This is a genomic window from Sphingomonas sp. Leaf343 (genome assembly GCF_001423765.1).
Classification (GTDB): Bacteria; Pseudomonadota; Alphaproteobacteria; order Sphingomonadales; family Sphingomonadaceae; genus Sphingomonas.
The window spans coordinates 125636-145437 of sequence record NZ_LMPG01000011.1 but is presented as its reverse complement, the minus strand read 5'-3'; the positions used below and the strand labels follow the sequence as shown (position 1 = coordinate 145437).

Annotated in this window: 19 protein-coding genes; 9 read left to right on the top strand and 10 right to left on the bottom strand. The window is 66.6% G+C overall.

What is annotated here, in order from left to right; all coding sequences use genetic code 11:
• Positions 1–10: 10 nt before the first annotated feature.
• Complete coding sequence (locus ASG07_RS08280) at positions 11–1213, bottom strand: NF038122 family metalloprotease (RefSeq protein WP_236694602.1); 1203 nt, start codon at positions 1211–1213, stop codon at positions 11–13.
• Between the two features lie 529 nt (positions 1214–1742).
• Here ASG07_RS08280 and ASG07_RS08275 point away from each other — a divergent pair.
• The 3 genes from ASG07_RS08275 to ASG07_RS08265 all read left to right on the top strand — a co-directional run bounded on the left by ASG07_RS08275 (position 1743) and on the right by ASG07_RS08265 (position 3786).
• Positions 1743–2042 carry a hypothetical protein gene (locus ASG07_RS08275; RefSeq protein ID WP_156361796.1) on the top strand — a complete coding sequence of 100 codons (300 nt, stop codon included), beginning with the start codon at positions 1743–1745 and terminating at the stop codon, positions 2040–2042.
• A gap of 2 nt (positions 2043–2044) precedes the next feature.
• Positions 2045–2542, top strand: a complete 498-nt coding sequence (locus tag ASG07_RS08270; protein WP_236694601.1) for a DUF2793 domain-containing protein — start codon at positions 2045–2047, stop codon at positions 2540–2542.
• Positions 2543–2661: 119 nt separating this feature from the next.
• A complete protein-coding gene (locus tag ASG07_RS08265; protein WP_055844996.1) occupies positions 2662–3786 on the top strand; it encodes an OmpA family protein in 1125 nt (374 codons plus the stop codon).
• Positions 3787–3898: 112 nt separating this feature from the next.
• Here the strand turns inward: ASG07_RS08265 and ASG07_RS08260 are convergent, their stop codons facing one another.
• On the bottom strand, positions 3899–4441 hold the full coding sequence (locus ASG07_RS08260; RefSeq protein WP_055844321.1) for a pseudouridine synthase: 543 nt from the start codon (positions 4439–4441) through the stop codon (positions 3899–3901).
• A gap of 235 nt (positions 4442–4676) precedes the next feature.
• Positions 4677–7256 carry an ATP-dependent chaperone ClpB gene (gene clpB / locus ASG07_RS08255; protein WP_055844318.1) on the bottom strand — a complete coding sequence of 860 codons (2580 nt, stop codon included), beginning with the start codon at positions 7254–7256 and terminating at the stop codon, positions 4677–4679.
• A 141-nt stretch (positions 7257–7397) separates the two neighbouring features.
• Here clpB and ASG07_RS08250 point away from each other — a divergent pair, with 141 nt between their 5' ends.
• From ASG07_RS08250 to ASG07_RS08240, 3 genes are all read left to right on the top strand, one after another.
• Complete coding sequence (locus tag ASG07_RS08250) at positions 7398–10226, top strand: M16 family metallopeptidase (protein WP_055844317.1); 2829 nt, start codon at positions 7398–7400, stop codon at positions 10224–10226.
• Positions 10226–10525, top strand: coding sequence for a hypothetical protein (locus ASG07_RS08245; protein ID WP_055844312.1), 300 nt, complete (start codon positions 10226–10228; stop codon positions 10523–10525). Before ASG07_RS08250 ends, ASG07_RS08245 begins: the two co-directional genes overlap by 1 nt.
• An 82-nt stretch (positions 10526–10607) precedes the next feature.
• Positions 10608–12548: a CocE/NonD family hydrolase gene (locus ASG07_RS08240; RefSeq protein ID WP_055844311.1), complete on the top strand. Its 1941-nt coding sequence runs from the start codon at positions 10608–10610 to the stop codon at positions 12546–12548.
• A gap of 156 nt (positions 12549–12704) precedes the next feature.
• Here ASG07_RS08240 and ASG07_RS08235 read toward each other — a convergent pair whose 3' ends face one another.
• From ASG07_RS08235 to ASG07_RS08220, 4 genes are read right to left on the bottom strand one after another with little or no spacing between them, the layout of a single operon-like run.
• Positions 12705–13760 (bottom strand): 5-(carboxyamino)imidazole ribonucleotide synthase, encoded by a 1056-nt coding sequence (locus tag ASG07_RS08235; protein WP_055844308.1) that lies wholly within the window; start codon positions 13758–13760, stop codon positions 12705–12707.
• On the bottom strand, positions 13760–14245 hold the full coding sequence (gene purE, locus ASG07_RS08230) for a 5-(carboxyamino)imidazole ribonucleotide mutase (protein WP_055844303.1): 486 nt from the start codon (positions 14243–14245) through the stop codon (positions 13760–13762). The genes ASG07_RS08235 and purE overlap by 1 nt, the downstream gene beginning before the upstream one ends.
• 58 nt (positions 14246–14303) lie before the next feature.
• On the bottom strand, positions 14304–14990 hold the full coding sequence (gpmA, locus tag ASG07_RS08225; protein WP_055844994.1) for a 2,3-diphosphoglycerate-dependent phosphoglycerate mutase: 687 nt from the start codon (positions 14988–14990) through the stop codon (positions 14304–14306).
• Between the two features lie 9 nt (positions 14991–14999).
• Complete coding sequence (locus ASG07_RS08220) at positions 15000–15455, bottom strand: GNAT family N-acetyltransferase (protein WP_055844301.1); 456 nt, start codon at positions 15453–15455, stop codon at positions 15000–15002.
• Between the two features lie 57 nt (positions 15456–15512).
• Here ASG07_RS08220 and ASG07_RS08215 point away from each other — a divergent pair, with 57 nt between their 5' ends.
• Positions 15513–16235, top strand: a complete 723-nt coding sequence (locus ASG07_RS08215; RefSeq protein WP_055844299.1) for a dienelactone hydrolase family protein — start codon at positions 15513–15515, stop codon at positions 16233–16235.
• Between the two features lie 68 nt (positions 16236–16303).
• Here ASG07_RS08215 and ASG07_RS08210 read toward each other — a convergent pair whose 3' ends face one another.
• Positions 16304–17422, bottom strand: coding sequence for a M14 family metallopeptidase (locus ASG07_RS08210; RefSeq protein ID WP_055844297.1), 1119 nt, complete (start codon positions 17420–17422; stop codon positions 16304–16306).
• Complete coding sequence (locus ASG07_RS08205) at positions 17419–18036, bottom strand: DUF4136 domain-containing protein (RefSeq protein WP_055844295.1); 618 nt, start codon at positions 18034–18036, stop codon at positions 17419–17421. The genes ASG07_RS08210 and ASG07_RS08205 overlap by 4 nt, the downstream gene beginning before the upstream one ends.
• Before the next feature lie 124 nt (positions 18037–18160).
• Between ASG07_RS08205 and ykgO the strand changes: the two genes are divergently transcribed.
• The gene (ykgO, locus tag ASG07_RS08200) at positions 18161–18286 is read left to right on the top strand and encodes a type B 50S ribosomal protein L36 (RefSeq protein ID WP_003046794.1); all 126 of its coding nucleotides are present in this window, start codon (positions 18161–18163) and stop codon (positions 18284–18286) included.
• Positions 18283–18900 carry an HAD family hydrolase gene (locus tag ASG07_RS08195; protein ID WP_055844991.1) on the top strand — a complete coding sequence of 206 codons (618 nt, stop codon included), beginning with the start codon at positions 18283–18285 and terminating at the stop codon, positions 18898–18900. The genes ykgO and ASG07_RS08195 overlap by 4 nt, the downstream gene beginning before the upstream one ends.
• Before the next feature lie 158 nt (positions 18901–19058).
• Here the strand turns inward: ASG07_RS08195 and ASG07_RS08190 are convergent, their stop codons facing one another.
• Positions 19059–19652 (bottom strand): L,D-transpeptidase family protein, encoded by a 594-nt coding sequence (locus ASG07_RS08190; RefSeq protein ID WP_055844292.1) that lies wholly within the window; start codon positions 19650–19652, stop codon positions 19059–19061.
• Positions 19653–19802 lie beyond the last annotated feature (150 nt).

Below are 19802 nucleotides of genomic sequence, written 5' to 3'. Positions count from 1 at the left end.
TGGTGGCCGATCAGGCGGTTTGCGTTGCGACGGCGCGCTTGCGACGGCGGAGCGATCCCCCGATCATGCCGACACCGCTGCACATCATCGCCCATGTCGCCGGCTCCGGCACCGCTCCGCTCAGCGACCGGTAGATATCCGCGGTCGAGAACCGGTATCCGGGCTGACGAAGTGCGTCGAAACGGGTCGTCCAGCCCATCGCATCGAAGGCAGCGATGTCCAGCGCGGTGACCTCGGCCATCTGGCCGTTGGAAACCGTCGGATCCATGATGCCGAGCTGCGGAGCTCCGGCCAGCGAGTCCCTGAAATGGGATGCCTGGCGTTTGTCGCCGTTATACGTCCCGGTCGACATTCTGGAATCGCCGAACAACTGGGACTTTCCGCCGTCGATCGAGAAATAGGGCGTGTTCTGGGTCGACCAGTCGATCACGCCCTCGGAGCTGTAGCGGAACAGATCCAGAGGATGCATGAAGACGAAATTGTCGAGATTCATCCGCTGCAAACTTCCGGGTGACGTATAGGTGTCGTACGTGTCCACACCGCTGACGAAGCCGAGAGCGTGACCGATTTCGTGAATGGCGACGCCCAGAAAATCGACGCTCTTCGACGAGATTCCGTCCCGGGGATCGAAATCGAAATCGAAATCGCTGCTGAAAAGCACCCGTCCATCCGTCGCGGCGTAGTCGATAGGCAGACCGGTCGCACTGATGGTCTGGCCCATTGCCTTTGCGAGAGCCGTGTTCGTCAGGAGACCGATGTTCGTGATGATCGGCTTGTCGACGACGCGGGTATATTTGTCGAGGTAACCGTTGCCCGCCGCATTCAGATAGTTCGTCGTCACCGTGAGTTGCTGATCGCCATAAGGCGAAGCCTTCAAAGTCTGAAGCGAGCTGATTGCCAGCGCGTCCACGGATGAGGTCGCCGTCGATCGCAGCGCCTGATACACCTGACTGTTGAACAGTGGCGTCGCGGCAGAAGCTGTTCCGCCGATGACATTCGGTCCGAGGCGACTGAAACCGATATCCAGGTTGATCGTGACGTTGTTCGTCAGGATCGACGACCAGTAGGCGGCGGCCATGTCGAAACCGGCACGGGCCTGAGTTCCGGCGCCGGCACCCCCGAGGTTGTTCAATTTAAATGTTACCGCCCCGGCAGGTACCGTCATGACGGAAAACGTCATGGACAACAATAAAACAGCTTTTTTGAAACGCATGGTATGCTCCCCGTTGCCGAATTTTCATCGGACTGGGTGGAAAGCTCAGTCACTGACATAATAATGTCAATTATCTTTATTCATATATAAAAGACACTTTATAATAAGAGCTTTGATCTTCTATTCTCTTTCAATGGGTTAACATTCTCCGGGCAGTTGGCGATCCGCGTCCGCGGGAATGACAGACCCCCGGATCGAAACGCCGCTTGACAGCGTCACGCTGTTTGTGTACAAAACAGGAACATCGAGAATTAGCAAGTCGGGCCGGCGCGGTCCGGGGGCGGGGGCCTCCGGATACGCGACCGGCCCTTCCTGCGTTCGGCCGCTTCGGGGGCGGCGATGGGGGGCGCGACCGCCTGCGGGGGCGGCGGGCGCGGGGTGGCGATGGGGTCGGGGTCGCCATCGGTAGCGGAGGGAGCGGATATGGGGCGGAATGACGTGGCGGGGCAGGTTGGCCCGGACGGCGAGGTTCGGGCGGATGACGCGAGCGGCGCACGGGCGCTGGTCATCGCGGGGCACGCGGCCGCGGGTGCCCGCGCCGGTCGGCGGACGCGTCGAGCGGCCGGCGAAGGGTGGCGCGACGGTGCGCTGGACGCGGCGGAGCCGGCTCGGCTGGCGCTGGCTGGACGGGGTCGACGTGCCGCTGGGCGAGGAGCGCGAAGGCTGGCGCGTCGTGCTGGCCCGTGGCGCAACGGTCGAGGAACGGTCGGTCGATACCGCGATGCTGGTCTTGAGCGCGGCGGAATGCGCGGGCGGTGTCGCGGTGACGGTGCGGCAACGGGGCATGTGGGGAGACTCGCCGCCCCTGACGATCATGGTGGGAGAATGATGATGGAGACGACCGCACGGCTGGCGCTGCCGCTGATCGAGCCGGGACAGGCGCAGAAGGAACTCTTTCACAACGAGGCGCTGATGCTGATCGATGCGGGCGTGCAGGCCAGCGTCGTGGCCGCCGGGGTGAACGTCCCGCCGGTGTCGCCGACGCCGGGGCGCTGCTGGATCGTCGGGCCGGCGGCGACCGGGGCGTGGAGCGGCCACGCGACGGCGATCGCCTGCGCGACCGCCGGGGGCTGGCGGTTCCTGATCCCGGCCGAGGGATGGACGGTGTGGGACATCGCGCGACGTCAGGTGCTGCGCCATGTCGACGGCGAGTGGGATACCGGGATCGTTCCCGCGCGCCGCATCGTCATCGACGGAACCCCCGTGCTGGGGCCGCGCCAGAACGCGATCGCTGCGCCGACGGGCGGGAATTTCGTGGATACAGAGGCGCGTCAGGCGGTTGCGGCGATGCTGGCGATGCTCCGCACGCACGGGCTGATCGCCCCCTGACATCAAATAAGCGTGGCTATTGGGCAACAGTCGCGGAACAATGTCGGCTTGTCTGGAAACCATCGTCGGGATAGTGAGTTTGCCCTGTCCGTAGTGACACTTCAAGAAAGGGGAATATGATGCGGAAGCTTGCCGTCGTTCTGGCACTTGCATCCACCGCACTCGCCACACCCGCCCTGGCCCGCGATAATTCGTGGTACATCGGCATTAACGGTGGTGCGATGGTGGTCGAAGATATCGACTATGACATCGGAACTCTCGACAGCGCAGGTACTGTCGATTCCAAGTACGGCTATGACGTCGATGGCGTCATCGGCTACGATTTCGGCGGTTTCCGCCTGGAAACCGAAGTGGGCTGGAAGCGCGCCACGATCGACAGCTATTCGTCGACCACGACGACGCCGGGCACGACCGTTCCGGGTGGCGTTCGCACGAACTTCCCGGCAGGCGTGTATGAGGGTGCGGGCTACGCAACCTCGGCGCTCAGCTTCATGGTCAACGGCCTGCTCGACTTCGGTGAAGACGACGGGATCCAGGGCTTCATCGGCGGTGGTGTCGGCGTCGCTCGCGTCAAGACCAACGTCGCCGTCAACAGCGGCCTGATCGCTCTCAGCGATTCGGACACCGTGTTCGCGTATCAGGGTCTTGCGGGTGTCCGCGCTCCCCTGACCGACCACGTCGACGTCAGCCTGAAGTACCGTTTCTTCAATGCGGAGAACGTGGGTCTGGTCGACGTGTCGAACCGGAACTTCGACGGTCGCTTCCGGTCGCACTCGATCCTGGGTGGCCTGACGTACAACTTCGGTTCGCCGACGCCGCCGCCTCCTCCCCCGCCGCCGCCGCCGCCGCCGCCGCCTCCCCCGCCGCCGCCTCCTCCGCCGGAGCCGGTTGCATGCTCGCCGGGACCGTTCATCGTGTTCTTCGAGTGGGACAAGTCGGACATCACGCCGGAAGCGGCGTCGATCCTCGACAATGCCGTCACCCAGTACCAGACCTGCGGCAACGCTCAGGTCCAGCTGGCCGGTTACACCGACACCTCGGGTTCGTCGCAGTACAACCAGGGCCTGTCGCAGCGCCGTGCAGACGCGGTGAAGGCGTATATGTCCTCGCGTTCCATCCCGGAAGGCGTCGTCACGACAAGCGCATTCGGCGAGACGAACCTGCGCGTGCAGACTGCCGATGGCGTCCGCGAAGTGCAGAACCGTCGCGTGGAGATCACCTACGGTCCGGGTTCGGGCCAGTAAGTCTCTCCTCTCGAAGCAAGATCGGGGAGGTCGGCGTAAGCCGGCCTCCCTTTTCTTTTGTGCGGCGTTTTCGGTGTGCGGCGCTCGTCACTCCCGACGTCGTTCCGCTACGTCAGGCCGGACGAAACTGCCCCGGCAGGAGGTCGGCGAGTGTCCAGTCGCCGATGCTCCAGCGGACGAGGCGGAGCGTCGGATGACCGATGGCGGCGGTCATGCGGCGGACCTGCCGGTTGCGGCCCTCGTGGATCGTGAGGCTCAGCCAGCAATCCGGGATCGCGGCGCGGACGCGGATCGGCGGGTCGCGGGGCCAGAGGCCGGGCGGATCGATGCGCTCGACCGCGGCGGGACGCGTCACCCCATCCTTGAGCATGACGCCGCGGCGCAACTGGTCGAGCGTCGCCGGGTCCGGATCGCCCTCCACCTGTACCAGGTAGGTCTTGCCGAGCTTGAAACGGGGATCGGCGATGCGCGCCTGAAGCCGGCCGTCGTCGGTCAGCAGCAGGAGGCCCTCGCTATCGCGATCGAGCCGGCCGGCAGGATAGATCCCGGGCAGGTCGATGAAGTCCGACAGCGTCGAACGGGGCGTGTCGGTGCCGCGGTCGGTGAACTGGCTGAGTACGTCATAGGGTTTGTTGAACAGGATCAGCCGGGCCATGGCCGATGCTGTGCCAGTGCCAGCCGGCAATGTCGCGTGCGATCGCCGAGGCTTTCGGAGTGGGGCCTGCGGTTCAGCGGCTCACCCGGGCGATAGCGCCGACTCTCCCCCGCCCCTTCGGGGAGGGGCGGGGGAGAGCCTTTCTGCGGCGCGCTGGTCGCTGGTGAGAAGGCTTCACCCCAACCCTTCCTTGAAGGGCCAGCCCTTTCCTGAAGGGAAGGCGTTCTTCAGGGCTTCAACTGACGAGGAGCGCCAGCTTGCCGTCGCCTTCGTCGACATGGATGGTCGATCCGTCCCTGACGTCGCCGCGCAGGATCAGGTCGGCGAGCGGATCCTGGAGGTGGCGCTGGACGGCGCGTTTCAGGGGGCGGGCGCCGTAGACCGGATCGTAGCCGACGCGGCCGAGCCACGCGCGGGCGGCGTCGGTCAGGTCGAGCACGACCTTCCGGTCGGCGAGGAGCTTGCCGACGCGGCCGACCTGAATATCGACGATCGGGCCCATATGCGCCTGTCCCAGACGGTGGAACAGGATGATCTCGTCCAGCCGGTTGAGAAATTCGGGGCGGAAATGCGCGCGGACGATCTCCATCACCTGCGGTTCGACGGTGTCGACGTCCTGACCCTCGTCGAGGTTCGCCAGATACTGGCTGCCGAGATTGCTGGTCAGGATGATGAGCGTGTTCGAGAAGTCGACGGTGCGGCCCTGTCCGTCGGTCAGCCGACCGTCGTCCAGCACCTGCAACAGCACGTTGAACACGTCGCCATGCGCCTTTTCGACTTCGTCGAAGAGGACGACCTGATAGGGGCGGCGGCGGACGGCTTCGGTCAGGACGCCGCCCTCCTCGTAACCGACATAGCCGGGAGGCGCGCCGATCAGGCGGGCAACGGCGTGCTTTTCCATGAACTCGCTCATGTCGATGCGGACCATCGCGGCGGGATCGTCGAACAGGAATTCGGCGAGCGCCTTGGTCAGCTCGGTCTTGCCTACACCCGTCGGCCCGAGGAACAGGAACGAGCCGAGCGGGCGGTTCGGATCCTGTAGCCCGGCACGGGCGCGGCGGACGGCGGTGGCGACGGCGCGCACCGCATCGCCCTGACCGATCACGCGCTTGCCGAGCAGTTCCTCCATCCTGAGCAGCTTCTCGCGTTCGCCGGACAGCATCCGGTCGACGGGGATGCCGGTCCAGCGGCTGACGACGCCGGCGATATCGTCGGCGGTGACCTCCTCGCGCAGCATCGCGCCCTTGGTCGCGCCGGCAGCGTCGGCGAGCTGTTTCTGGAGTTGCGGGATCGTGCCGTAGGACAGCTCGCCGGCGCGGGCGAGATCGCCCTGACGCTGCGCCTGGTCGAGCGCGACGCGGGCGGCTTCGAGCTGTTCCTTGAGCTTGGACTCGGCGCCGATCTTGTCCTTCTCGGCCTGCCAGCGCGTGGTCAGTTCGGCCGATTGTTCTTCCAGATTGGCGAGGTCGTGCTCGATCGTCCCGAGCCGGTCGAGCGATGCCGCGTCGGTTTCACGGCGCAGACCCTCGCGCTCGATCTTGAGGCGCAGGATGCGGCGGTCGAGCGTCTCGATCTCCTCCGGCTTCGATTCCACTTCCATGCGGATGCGGCTGGCGGCCTCGTCCATCAGGTCGATCGCCTTGTCGGGGAGGAAGCGGTCGGTGATGTAGCGGTTCGACAGCGTCGCAGCGGCGACCAGCGCGCCGTCGGTGATGCGGACGCCGTGATGGAGTTCGTATTTCTCGTTCAGGCCGCGCAGGATCGAGATCGTATCCTCGACCGTGGGTTCGCCGACGAAGACGGGCTGGAATCGCCGCTGGAGCGCGGGGTCCTTCTCGACATATTTGCGATACTCGTCGAGCGTGGTCGCGCCGACGCAGTGGAGTTCGCCGCGGGCGAGGGCGGGTTTCAGGAGATTGCCGGCGTCCATCGCGCCTTCGGATTTACCGGCGCCGATTAGCTGGTGCATCTCGTCGATGAACAGGACGACGTCGCCCTCGGCCGCCTTCACCTCGTCCAGCACGCCTTTCAGCCGTTCCTCGAACTCGCCGCGATATTTCGCGCCCGCGATCAGTGCGCCCATGTCGAGCGCCATCAGGCGGCGGTCCTTCAGCGTGTCGGGCACGTCGCCATTGGCGATGCGCAACGCCAGCCCCTCGGCGATCGCGGTCTTGCCGACGCCGGGTTCGCCGATCAGCGCGGGATTGTTCTTGGTGCGGCGGGCGAGAATCTGGATCGTGCGGCGGATCTCCTCGTCACGGCCGATCACCGGGTCTAGCTTGCCGTCACGCGCCGCCTGCGTCAGGTCGCGCGCGAACTTCTTGAGCGCGTCGTAGCGGTCCTCGGCCCCGGCGGTGTCGGCGGTGCGGCCCTGACGCAACTGGTTGATCGCGGCGTTCAGACTTTCCGGCGTGACGCCGGCGGCCTTCAGCGCCTTGCCGGGGGCGGTGGTGAGCGACAGCGCGAGCGCGACGAGCAGGCGTTCGACGGTGACGAAGCTGTCGCCGGCCTTTTGCGCGATCTGTTCCGCGGTATCGAGGACGCGGACGGTGTCGTTGTCGAGGCCGGGACTCTGTTGGGCGCCGGAGCCGCTGACCGCCGGAATCTTCGCGAGCGCCGTGTCGGTGTCGGCCACCGCGCGCTTCGCATCGCCGCCCGCGGCCTGGATCAGGCCGGCGGCCATCCCCTGGTCGTCTTCGAGCAACGCCTTGAGCAAATGTTCGGGGGCGATGCGCTGATGGCTCATGCGGATCGCAACGGTTTGCGCGGACTGGAGAAAGCCCCTGGCGCGGTCGGTGAATCGGTCGAGGTTCATGGATGATCCCTGTCTGTTGGCGATCACATGGTGTTGTATTGGGGCAACACAAGTACTCCCGTATACGAAAACCGTCGCGCCATTGCCTCTGCAGCACACGCGTTATAGCGTGTCTTGATACAGGTTGGAGACGTATTGCCCATGACCATCAAATCCGTCGCGCTGGCTGGCGCGGCTGCACTCGCGCTCGTAGCTCCGATCCTGTCTCCAGCGGTCGCGCAGCAGGCGCAGCCGGTGCCCGCGGCGACCCTCGTGAAGGCGGTGAACCTGCCCTATGAGGAATTCACGCTGCCGAACGGATTACGGGTGGTCGTACATACCGATCGCAAGGCCCCGGTCGTGGCGCTGTCGGTGTGGTACGATGTCGGCGCCAAGCACGAGCCGGCGGGGAAGACGGGCTTCGCGCACCTGTTCGAGCATCTGATGTTCAACGGATCGGAGAATGCGCCGGACGATTTCTTCGAACCGCTGAAGCAGGTCGGCGCGACCGATTTCAACGGGACGACGAACCTCGACCGGACCAACTATTACGAGACGGTGCCGACCGCGGCGCTGGAGCGGGCGCTGTTCCTGGAGAGCGACCGCATGGGCTATCTGCTTGGTGCGGTGACGCAGGGGAAGCTCGACGAGCAGCGCGGCGTCGTCCAGAACGAGAAGCGGCAGGGCGACAACCAGCCTTACGGACTGGTCGACTACAAGATCACCGCCGGGCTGCTGCCGGTGACGCACCCTTATGGTCACGACACGATCGGATCGATGGCCGATCTGGACGCGGCGACGCTGACGACGGTGAGCGACTGGTTCCGCAGCCATTACGGGCCGAACAATGCGGTGCTGGCGCTGGCGGGCGATGTCGATGTCGCGACGGCCAAGCGGCTGGTGACGAAGTATTTCGGTGCGATTCCGAGCGGGCCGAAGACGGCGGCGCGGGTGGTGCCGGTGACGACGCTGACCGCGCCCAAGGTCGAGACGATGAAGGACCGCGTCGCGGCGGTCATGATCTCGCGCAGCTGGACGGTGCCGGGATCGAACGACCCGCAGTCGGTGAACCTGGACATCGCGGCGAACGTGCTGGGTGGGCTGGCGAGTTCGCGGCTGCAGGAGGCACTGGTCCGGCAGGAGAAGCTGGCGACCAGCGTATCGGCCTATAATTACGGCTATAACCAGATCGGCCAGTTCACGATCCAGGTCATCGTCAAGGAGGGCGTCGATCCGGCCAAGGTCATGCAGCGGCTGGACGCGATCACCGCCGATTTCCTGAAGGACGGCCCGACCGCGGACGAGGTGAGCCGGGTCGTGACGAACGAGGCGACGGGGCGTATCGCGTCGCTGGAGTCGGTGAACGGTCAGGCGCGGGTGCTGGCGAGCGGCGCGCTGCTGGCGAACGATCCGGGGTTCGCGAAAAAGGAACTGGAGCGGCTGGCGGCGGCCACGCCCGCGTCGGTCAAGGCGGCGGCGGACCAATGGTTGACCAAGCCGTCTTATACGCTGACGGTCGTACCCGGCCCTCGCGATGCGTATGAGGAGGCGAAGGTGCCGCCGCCCGCCGCGGTGAAGCCCGCCCCGGAGACCCCGGTGAAGGGCACGCGCGGCGGCTTGCCCGCGCTCGGCACGATCGGCGAGTTGAAGTTTCCGGCCGTGCAGCGCACGAAGCTGTCGAACGGCATCGAGCTGATCTACGCGCAGCAGGCGGCGGTGCCGATGACGCAGATGTCGCTGAGCTTCGACGCCGGCGCGGCGGCGGACGTGCCGGGCAAGTCGGGAACGCAGCAACTGACGCTGTCGTCGATGGACGAGGGCACGACGACGCTGTCGGCGGCCGAGCTCGCGATCGCCAAGGAGCGGTTGGGCGCGAGCATCAACACCGGCTTCGGCGCGGATCGCACCTATGTGACGCTGGGCGTGCCGAGCGCGAACCTGTCGCCGGCGACGGCGCTGTTCGCCGACATCGTGCGCCGACCCGCCTTCGCCGATGCCGAAGTCGCCCGTGTACGCGACCAGCAGATCGCGCAGATCGCGCAGGAACTGACCAATCCCGGTGGCCTGTCGCAACGGGCATTGCCGCCATTGCTGTACGGCCCGGACTCCCCCTATGCGCGCACCGCCGGCAGCGGCGATGCGCGGGCGGTGGCGGGCCTGACGCGCGCGGAACTGGTTGCGTTCCAGCAGGCGTGGCTGCGGCCGGACAAGGCGAAGCTGTTCGTCGTCAGCGACCGTCCGCTCGCCGAAGTACGGGCCGCGCTGGAGCCGGCGTTCGGCGACTGGAAGGCGAGCGGCACGGCGGGTGTGAAGCGGTTCGAGGGGGCGGGCACGCCGTCCGCTCCGAAGATCGTACTGATCGACCGGCCGGACAGCCCGCAGTCGGTGATCGTCGCGGGTATCCCGAACGCGATGACGGGGACCGAGGACCTGCTACCGATCCAGACCGCCAACGACGCGCTGGGTGGCGGTTTCCTGGGCCGCCTGAACATGGACCTGCGCGAGGGCAAGCATTGGTCGTACGGTGTCTACGGCATCTTCCGCCAGCTGGAACATGCCGCGCCCTTCTACGTGCAGGCGCCGGTGCAGGCGGACAAGACCGGGCCGTCGATCGCGGCGCTGCGCGGCGACCTGAGCGGGTTCGTCGGTGCGGAGCCGATGACGCAGGTGGAGTTCGATCGCGCGATCAGCGGCGCGGTGCGCTCGCTCAGCGGCAATTTCGAAACCGGCGGCGCGGTGCTGGGTGCGATGCAGAACAACGATCTGTATCGCCGGCCCGACGATTATTACGCCACGATCGCACAGCGATATCGTGGCATGACGCTGCCGCAGCTGAATACGGCGATGAAGGCGGCACTGGACCCGTCGCGCGCGATCTGGGTGGTGGTCGGTGACGCCAAGGTTGTGCGGCCGCAGCTTGACACGCTGGGCCTGCCGGTCGAGTCCGTGTCGGCGGCGTCCGTAACGGACGCAAAACAGGAGATGAAGTGATGGCTGGGGTGGACGGCACCTATGATTGCGTCGTGAAGTCGCCGCTGGGCGACCAGAAGATGACGCTGACCGTGAAGAGCGACGGCGGCACCTTCACCGGCGACGTGACCGGTGCGATGGGCGGCATGGCCGTCAACGGCACGGTCGACGGCGACACGATCGCGTGGAAGCAGAGCGTGAGCGTGCCGATGCCGATGACGCTGGACTGCGAAGGCACGATCGAGGGCGACACGCTGGTCGGATCCGTCGGCGCGGGGGCGTTCGGCAGCTTTCCGATGTCGGGCACGCGCACCGCGTGATCGCCACCGCTTGATGCACGTTTCGCGGCCCGCCTGTCCCCCATGGACCGGCGGGCCGTTCGTTTTTCAAAGGAATGCTCGGATGATCCGTACCCTGCTGGCCGCGACCGCAATCGCAGCGATCGCCACGTCGCTGCCCGCACAGACCAGACCCGCCGCGTCGAAGAGCGCACAGGCGAACGCGCTGAAGGCGTTCGACGAGCGCCCGGCCAAATACGTGCCGGCGGTGGAGAAATACGGATACATCCGGCGCGTCGTCGAGATCCCGATGCGTGACGGCGTGAAGCTGCACACGATCATCGCGATCCCGCGCGGGGCGAAGGACGCGGGCATGCTGATGACGCGCACGCCGTACGATGCGGAAAGCTCCGCCAGCGACCGGCCGGGCATCTACGCGTCGCTGCCCGGCGCGGCGGCCACGGGCGAGGATGCGATCACCGCCTCGGGCTATATCCGCGTCTTTCAGGACGTGCGCGGGATGCACGGGTCGGAGGGGCAGTATTCGATGAACCCGGCCCCCGTCGGCACGCCGTTCAACCCCACGAAGACCGACGACAGCACCGACACCTACGACACGATCGACTGGCTGGTGAAGCACGTTCCCGAATCGAACGGGCGCGTCGGTATCATCGGCATCAGTTATGACGGATTCCTGTCGCTGATGCCGCTCATCAACCCGCACCCTGCGTTGAAGGTCGCGGTGCCGATGAACCCGATGGTCGACGGCTGGCGCGGCGACGACTGGTTCCACAACGGCGCGTTCCGCCAGACGATGATGGGATACATGCTGGGGCAGGAGGCGACGCGCGACGCATCCGCCGAATGGATTCAGGACATCAGCGACGATTACGACTGGTATCTGAAGGGCGGCTCCGCCGGCGCCATCGCGAAGAGGCAGGGGCTGGAGCAGGTAGGATTCTGGCGCAAGGTCGCCGAACATCCCGCCTACGACACCTACTGGCAGTCGCAGGCGATGGACCAGGTGCTGGCGAAGCAGCCGCTGAAGGTGCCGGTGATGGTCGTCCACAGCCTGTGGGATCAGGAGGATATCTACGGCGGTCCCGCGGTCTACAAGGCGCTGGAGGCCAAGGACACCAACAACGACATGGTGTTCCTGACCATGGGGCCGTGGTTCCACGGGCAGGGAGCCGGTGACGGCAGCGCGCTGGGCGGTGTGAAGTGGAGTGCGGACACGGCGCTCTGGTGGCGACGCACCGTGCTGGCGCCGTTCCTTGCGCATTACCTGAAGAGCGATCAGCCGGCGATGGATGTCGCCCCGGTGACGGCATTCCAGTCGGGCGCGAACGAGTGGCAGCGGTTGCCAGCCTGGCCGGGAGCGGGAGCGGCGACCCCGGCGAAGCTGTACCTGAAGCCGGCCGGTGCGCTGGGGTTCGACGCGGCGGCGGGCGACGCGGCGACGGCGGAGTATATCTCCGATCCCGCCGCGCCGGTCGGATACCGTGCGCGGCCGCTGCCCAAGTCCGATTCGGGCAATGGCTGGCGCAACTGGCTGGGCGGCGACCAGCGGATGGTGTCGGGCCGTCCTGACGTACTGGTGTTTCAGACGGAGCCGCTGACGCAGGCGGTGACGGTCGCGGGTGCGCCGGAGGTCAATTTGAATGCCTCCACGACGGGCACCGACAGCGACTGGGTGGTGAAGCTGATCGACGTGTATCCGGACGGCCGCACCAGCGACGCTGATATGGCGGGCTATCAGTTCGGCGTGGCGATGGACATCTTCCGCGGTCGGTACCGCGAAAGCCTGTCGGAGGCGAAGCCGATCGCCGCCAACGTGCCGCTGACCTACCGCTTCGCGCTGCCGACGACGAACCACGTGTTCCGGCCGGGGCATCGCATCATGGTGCAGGTTCAGTCGAGCTGGTTCCCGCTCTACGACCGCAACCCGCAGACGTTCGTGCCGAACATCATGTTCGCCAGGCCGGCGGATTACGTGAAGGCGACCCAGAAGGTCACCGTCGGCGGGCCGGACGAGAGCTTCGTGACGTTGCCGGTGGTGCGGTGAGGGGCTGAGGCTTTCCCGGTTGCGTCATTGCGGGAACAGCGAAGCAATCCAGCGCGGCGCGCGGAACGCTGGATCGCTTCGCTACGCTCGCAATGACAGCGTCCTCGAGCTTGTTGCGACGCGGAAGTCTATCCGTCCGTCGTGACCCCGCTCCCCTCAGCGACGGACGCGCGTGACGTGGCCCATCTTGCGGCCGGGACGCGCCGTGCCCTTGCCGTAGAGGTGCAGGTGTGCGCCCGCTTCGCCGAGCACCGGCTGCCACGGATCGTCGCCGATCAGGTTCTGCATCTCCACCCGCGTACCCGTCAGCGCGGTGCTGCCGAGCGGGAGGCCGCAGATCGCGCGGATGTGGTTCTCGAACTGGGAGCATTCCGCCCCCTCGATCGTCCAGTGGCCCGAATTGTGGACGCGCGGGGCCATCTCGTTGAAGACCGGCCCGTCCACGCCGACGAAGAACTCGCACGCCAGCACGCCGACATAGTCGAGCCGCGCGGCGATGCGGCAGGCGAGGTCGGTCGCCTCGTCGACCTGCGCCAGCACGGCGGCCGGGGCGGGCAGGGTCGAGGTGCGCAGGATCGCGTCGCGGTGGATGTTGAGCGGGGCGTCGTAGCGGGCGGTCGTGCCGTCCTGCCCGCGGACGATCAGGACGGAGAATTCATGCTCGAACGGCACGAACGCCTCCAGCACGGCGGGGCCGCCGATCGACTCCCATGCGGCATCGGCGTCGGCGGGCGTGTGCAGCCGGGCCTGCCCCTTGCCGTCATAGCCGAAACGCGCGGTCTTGAGGACGGCAGGGGTGCCGACGTCGGCGACCGCCGCTTCCAGTTCCTCGCGGCTCGATACGGCTGCCCAGCGCGCGGGGCGACCCCCGACCTCCTCGACGAAGCGCTTCTCGGCGATCCGCTCCTGCGCGGCGGCGAGCGCGCGGGGATGGGGGTGGACCGGCACGCGTTCGGCCAGCCACTCGACCGGGCCGATCGCGACATTCTCGAACTCGTACGTCACGACGTCGCAGGCAGCGGCGAAATCGGCGAGGACGATGCGGTTGTGGTAATCGGCGCGCGTCAGGCTGGACGCGGTCTGCGCGGCGACGCTCTGGCGATCCGGCGCGAGGACGTGCGTGCGATAGCCAAGCTGCGCGGCGGCCACCGCCAGCATACGGCCGAGCTGGCCGCCACCGAGGATGCCGATCGTCGCGCCGGGTTCGAGCATCAGCCGACCGGAACGGGATCGGTCGCGACGGACTCCGTCTGCTTCGCGCGCCACGCCTTGAGCCGCTCCGCCAGCCCCTCGTCATACGTCGCGAGGATGGCGGCGGCGAGCAGGCCGGCGTTGATCGCCCCCGCCTTGCCGATCGCCAGCGTGCCGACCGGGATGCCGCCGGGCATCTGCACGATCGAGAGCAGGCTATCCATGCCCGACAGCGCCTTCGATTCGACGGGTACGCCCAGCACCGGCAGATGCGTCATCGCGGCGGCCATACCCGGCAGATGCGCCGCCCCGCCGGCACCGGCGATCACGACCTTCAGCCCGCGGTCGGCCGCGCCGGTAGCGTAATCGTACAACCGCTGCGGCGTACGATGCGCCGACACCACCTGGGTCTCATGCGCGACACCGAGCGCCGTCAGCGTGTCCGCGGCGTGGCGCATCGTCTCCCAATCGGACGTCGAACCCATGATGATGCCAACGAGCGTCATGGGCGGCGGTTAGCGAGCCTGGGCCTGCATGGCAATCCGCGAGGAACGCGGCCGATGCCTAGCGGTCGCGCAAATAATAGCGATCGGTGGCGTTCAGCGCGTCGTCCAGTTCGTAGACGATCGGCTGGCCGGTGGGGATCTCCAGTCCGGTGATTTCCTCGTCGCTGATGTGCGACAGGTGCTTGACCAGCGCGCGGAGCGAATTGCCGTGCGCCGAGATCAGGACGCGGTTGCCAGCCTTCAGCGCGGGCGCGATGCGGTCGTCCCAATAGGGCAGGACGCGCACGATCGTGTCCTTCAGGCTTTCGGTGTTGGGGATCGCGATGCCGCGGTACCGGATGTCGTTCGACAGGTCGAATGCGCTGCCGGCCTCCTGCGCGGGCGGGGGGATGTCGAAGCTGCGGCGCCAGATCTTCACCTGATCCTCGCCGTGCTTCGCCGCCGTCTCCGCCTTGTCGAGGCCGGTGAGGCCGCCATAATGCCGCTCGTTCAGCCGCCAGCTTTTCTCGGTCGGCAGCCACAGCCGGCCCATCGCCTCCAGCGCTAGGTTCAACGTCTTGATCGCGCGCAGCTGGAGGCTGGTGAAGGTCAGGTCGAAGTCGAGGCCCTTCGCCGCCATCAGCTCGCCCGCCGCCTTCGCCTCGGCCGCGCCCTGATCGGTCACGTCGACATCCCACCAGCCGGTGAAGCGGTTCTCGAGGTTCCACGACGACTGGCCGTGACGGATGAGGACGAGCTGCGGCATCGGCATTCCTTAGAGCGCAAGGGTCATGAAGCGGTTGTGCGGGCTGGCACGATAGTCGGCGAAGGGCGGGCAGTCCACGAAGCCGGTGCGGTGATAGAGCGCGACGGCAGCATCGTGACTGGCGGCGGTGCCCGTTTCCAGGCTGAGGCGCGCGTACCCGTCCGCCCGTGCCGCCGCGACGATGTGGTCCATCATGGCGCGACCGACGCCACGGCCGAGAAAGGCCGGATCGGCGCGCATCGACTTCACCTCGGCATGACCCGCATCCAGTCGTTTCAGCGCACCGAACCCCGCGAGCGCGTCGTCGATCCAGACCGTCCAGAACGTCACGCCCGGTTCCGACAGGCCGCGGGCGTCGAGGGCGAAGGCGAACTCGCCCGACATCACCGCACGCAGTTCGGACAGGTGAAACGCCAGCAGCGTCGCGACATGCGGCGCATTCGGATCGTCCTGTCGTATGTCCATGGACCGCGCCGCCCCTTCGCTGGTTGTGCGATGCGGTTCTAGGACAGGAAGCGCATCATGGGAATTCGGCGGGAAACGATCGTGTACGAAGGTCCGGGCGGCCCGTTCGAGGGCGTCGCGGCATGGGACGACGCCACCGACGATCGGCGGCCCGGCGTGCTCGTCATCCCCAACATCCTCGGCCAGAAGGAGAGCGACACCGTCGTGGCCGAGCGGTTGGCGAAGCTGGGCTATGCGGCATTGGCCTGCGACGTGTTCGGGCAGGGCAAGCGCACCGAGCGCAACACGCCGGAAACGTCGAGATATATGGACGAGCTGAACGCCGATCGCCGCCTGCTGCGCGGGCGGCTGGAAGCGTCGCTGGCTGCGTTGAAGGCGCTGCCGGTAGTCGATGGCGACCGATGCGCGGCGATCGGGTTCTGCTTCGGCGGCAAGGCGGCGCTGGATGTCGCGCGGTTCGGGGGCGATGTGCTTGCGGTGGTGTCGTTCCACGGGGTCTATGACCGGCCGGACTATGACAGCGTGTCGCCGATCGCGGCGAAGATACTGGTCTGTCACGGCTGGAACGATCCGCTGGGGCCGCCGCCAGCGGTGACGGCACTGGGCGAGGAACTGACCGAGGCGGGTGCGGACTGGCAGATCCACGCTTATGGCGGTGCCGGGCATGCGTTCACCGACCGCGAGCTGGAGGATACGGGCAGCGGCTTCGGCTTCAACGCCGCTGCGGATCGGCGGAGCTGGCAGGCGATGCAGAACCTGTTCGCGGAGGTGTTCGGCTAACGCGCGTGCATAGCTGTCATGATCCGTTCTCCCGCGAAGACGGGAGAACGGATCACCCGAATGCGTCTTCAAACCTCGTCGATCATGTCCGCCAGCGTTTCCAGCATTGCGTGCGCCAGTTGCTTCGAGCGTTCCGGCGACCAGCCGAACTCCGCGTCCGGGTTCGGATCATGATCCTTGAACGGCATTTCCAGCGTCATCGACAGCGCGCCGAATCGCTCCGCCACCTGATTGGTCGACATCGACAGGTTGGCGTTGCCGGCGGACGACTTCTCGTAGCCCTTGTCGGTCTGGAAATCGGGCGTGTGCGCGGCGAGGCGACGGCCGAATTCGTAAAATTTCGCACCGTGATCGTCGGTCCAGGACGGAATGCCCTCGTAACCGGCGATGAAGTTGGCCGGGATCGCCTCGTCGCCGTGGATGTCCATCGCGACGTGGACGCCGGTCGCATCCATCGCGTTGCGGACGCATAGGACTTCCGGGCTGCGCTCCGCCGAGGGTGCGTGCCATTCGCGGTTCAGGTTCACGCCGGCTGCGTTGGTGCGCAGATGGCCGCGGCGGGTGCCGTCCGGGTTCATGTTCGGCACGACGTGGAAGGTCGCCTTCTCCAGCAGCGCCCTGGTGATCGGGTCGTCCGCGTCCGTCAGCCGCTCCAGTGCGCCTTCCATCCACCATTCCGTCATCGACTCGCCGGGATGCTGGCGGCCGTACAGCCACACCTGCTTCGCGCCGGTGCCGATCGTGAGGGCATCGATCGCCTGCCCGTCGAGGCTGGTGCCGAGTTCGCGGTGGGTGACGCCCGGCTGCGTTGCGATACGCGCGACCAGCGCCTCGTGCATCTCCATCGTGTACGGCGCGAAATAGGCGAACCACGCCAGTTGCGTGTCGGCCGTCCAGTCCCACTCCAGTACGCCACCGGCGTAGCGCGTGCCGGTCATCCGCCATGCGACACGATCGGTGGACGCGCGGACCTTGTAGCCCGGCCAGCCGAACGGGTATGCCGAATCGCCCGCATTCACGATGCGGAAGGTCAGCGTCCGGCCCGCTGCTCCGGCGACGCGGAACGAGAACCACTGGAAAAAGTCCGATAGGTGATCGCGCGCGATCTCCAGGTCGATGCGATCGCCGTCGATCGCGACGACACGGATGTTGCCGCCGTCGAAGGCGGCGTTGATGCTGATGGTCATTTCACCTCGATAGTGCGGCCCGACTCTCCGGGAAACCCCGTGAACAGGGCGGTGGCGAGGCGCGCGGCCATCGCGTCGGCGGTACCGTCCGGCCCCTGCGCCTGCGAGATCATGTGTGCACGACCCTCCCAGACCGGCGATTGGTCGACGCGGCGCTTGATCGTGACGGCCAGCTCGCTCTCGATCAGCGCGCGGTTGCCGCCGCCGCCGATCGGGAAGCCGATGCCGCCGCCCAGCCCGACACCGCCGCCCCCGCGACCGCCGCTGAACCCGCCGCCGCCCAGCCCGATCGAGATCGGCGAACGCTTCGGCGGACCGACACGGTTCTGGCGGGTGAAGGCGACCGTCGCGATCAGTTGCGGCGGCGAGCCTGCGCCGGCGACCGAATAGCCGTTGCGCAACAACTGCGTCTCGACCGCGGCGGCATAGGTCTTGAATTCCAGACTGGCGGGCGCGCCCGGCGTCGACTGCGGCTCGACGGCGATCGTGCCGCGGTCGATCGGCTCGCCCAGATGATAGCGGACGACCTCTGCGGGGGGCAGCGTGTAGCCAGTGGCGCACCCCGCCAGTGCCAGCGCGACGGTGGCGAGAAGAGCGGCGGAGCGATAGGACATGAAAGCCTCACTGGATGGACGTTGCGGAGTCGAAACGCCCGAGGGGCGCCCGCGTTGCTTGACTTAGGCGGCCCCCGTCTCTACCCGCCAGCGCTTTCCAGCACCATCCAGACAGAAGCGCGCCATGAAGATTCGCAACAGCCTGAAGTCGCTCAAGGATCGCCACCGCGACAATCGCGTGATCCGTCGTCGCGGCCGGACCTACGTCATCAACAAGACCAACCGTCGTTTCAAGGCGCGTCAGGGCTGAGCATCACGCCCCGAGCCGTTATCTTTGATATCGGCCGCGTTCTTTACGACTGGGACCCACGGTTCCTGTACGAGCGTCTCGTCCCCCGGGGCGAGGCGCTCGACGCGTTCCTGCGCGATGTTCTGACGCATGAATGGCATTTCCAGCATGATGCGGGACGCGACTTCGCCGAAACCTCGGCGGAGCTGATCGCGTTGCACCCGCAGCATGCGGAGCTGATCGCGGCGTGGCAGCCGCGCTTCCTCGACAGTATTCCGGGTCCGATCGCGGGTATGCACTCTTTGGTCGAAGAGCTGAACGCGGCCGGTATCCCGTTGTTCGCAATCACCAATTTCAGCCATGAGTTCTGGCCGCCGTTCCGGGCGCAGGAGTCGAGAATGTTCGACCGGTTCCGCGACGTCGTGGTGTCGGGCGAGGAGAAACTGGTGAAGCCGGATGCGGCGATCTACAGGCTGGCATTGACCCGATTCGGGCTGAAGGCGGGCGAGGCGGTGTTCATCGACGACAATGCCGCGAACGTCGCGGGGGCGGAGGCGATCGGGTTGCCGGCGATCCTGTTCACCGACGCCGTCGCGTTGCGAGGGACGCTGCGCGAGATGGGCTTGCCGGTCTGAGGTCTAGCCCCATGCGATCTTCGGCGGCTCGATCGTTTCGTTCGATCGGGTTACGTGACACCGGAAAGTAGGACAGCAGCCCGGTCTACGCGACGCGCGGCAACGATGTCGCGTTTGCGGTTACTCCATCGCTGCTCCCTCCCGGTGAGGGGCGGATCTTATTGCCCGAGCATTGCCAGTTGTTCTGTGTTCGCACGAGAGGCTTCGGTTTCCAGCAGGCTCCGGTCGAGCTGGCTGCCCACGACGTCCATGTCCGTTACGACTACCGTCGTGCCGAGCTGGGTGATGCCGAACAGCTTCTTGGCGAAGGCGGCGGGCAAGCGGATGCAGCCATGCGAATCGGGAAAGCCCGGATTGCGACCCGCGTGGAGTGCAATGCCATCCCATGTCAGCCGCTGCATGAAAGGCATCGGCGCGGCGTTGTACAGGTTGGACTTGTGGTCCTCGTTCTTCTGAAGGATCGGGTAGACGCCGACCGGCGTTTCCTTGCCGTCCTTCCCGGTAGATACGCTGGACGCGGCGACGAGCACATCGCCGCGATAGACGAATGCGCGCTGTTGCGGGATGCTGACGACGACGGTCACCGGTTCCGCAGAAATCGCTTCCGGTGCGGCATCGTTCCAGATATAGCGATTGGGCATCAGCGTTGCGGCGGCCTCGTCCACCGCGACCAGGCTGCCATTGGCGGCGTAGGCCGGACCTGTCGTGGCGATTGCCGCGGCGAGGGCCGTAGCCATGATCCAGCTTTTCATCGTCGTCCCTTTCGTCGATCGCTTGCGTCAGGTTAAACGCATCACGTCGCGGTTGGTGCCGGGCCGGCCTCGATGATTGTAGCGACGAAGTGTGGGACAGTTGCGACGGGTTGGCGCGATTCACCCGCAAATGGCGGGAACTCCTACAGA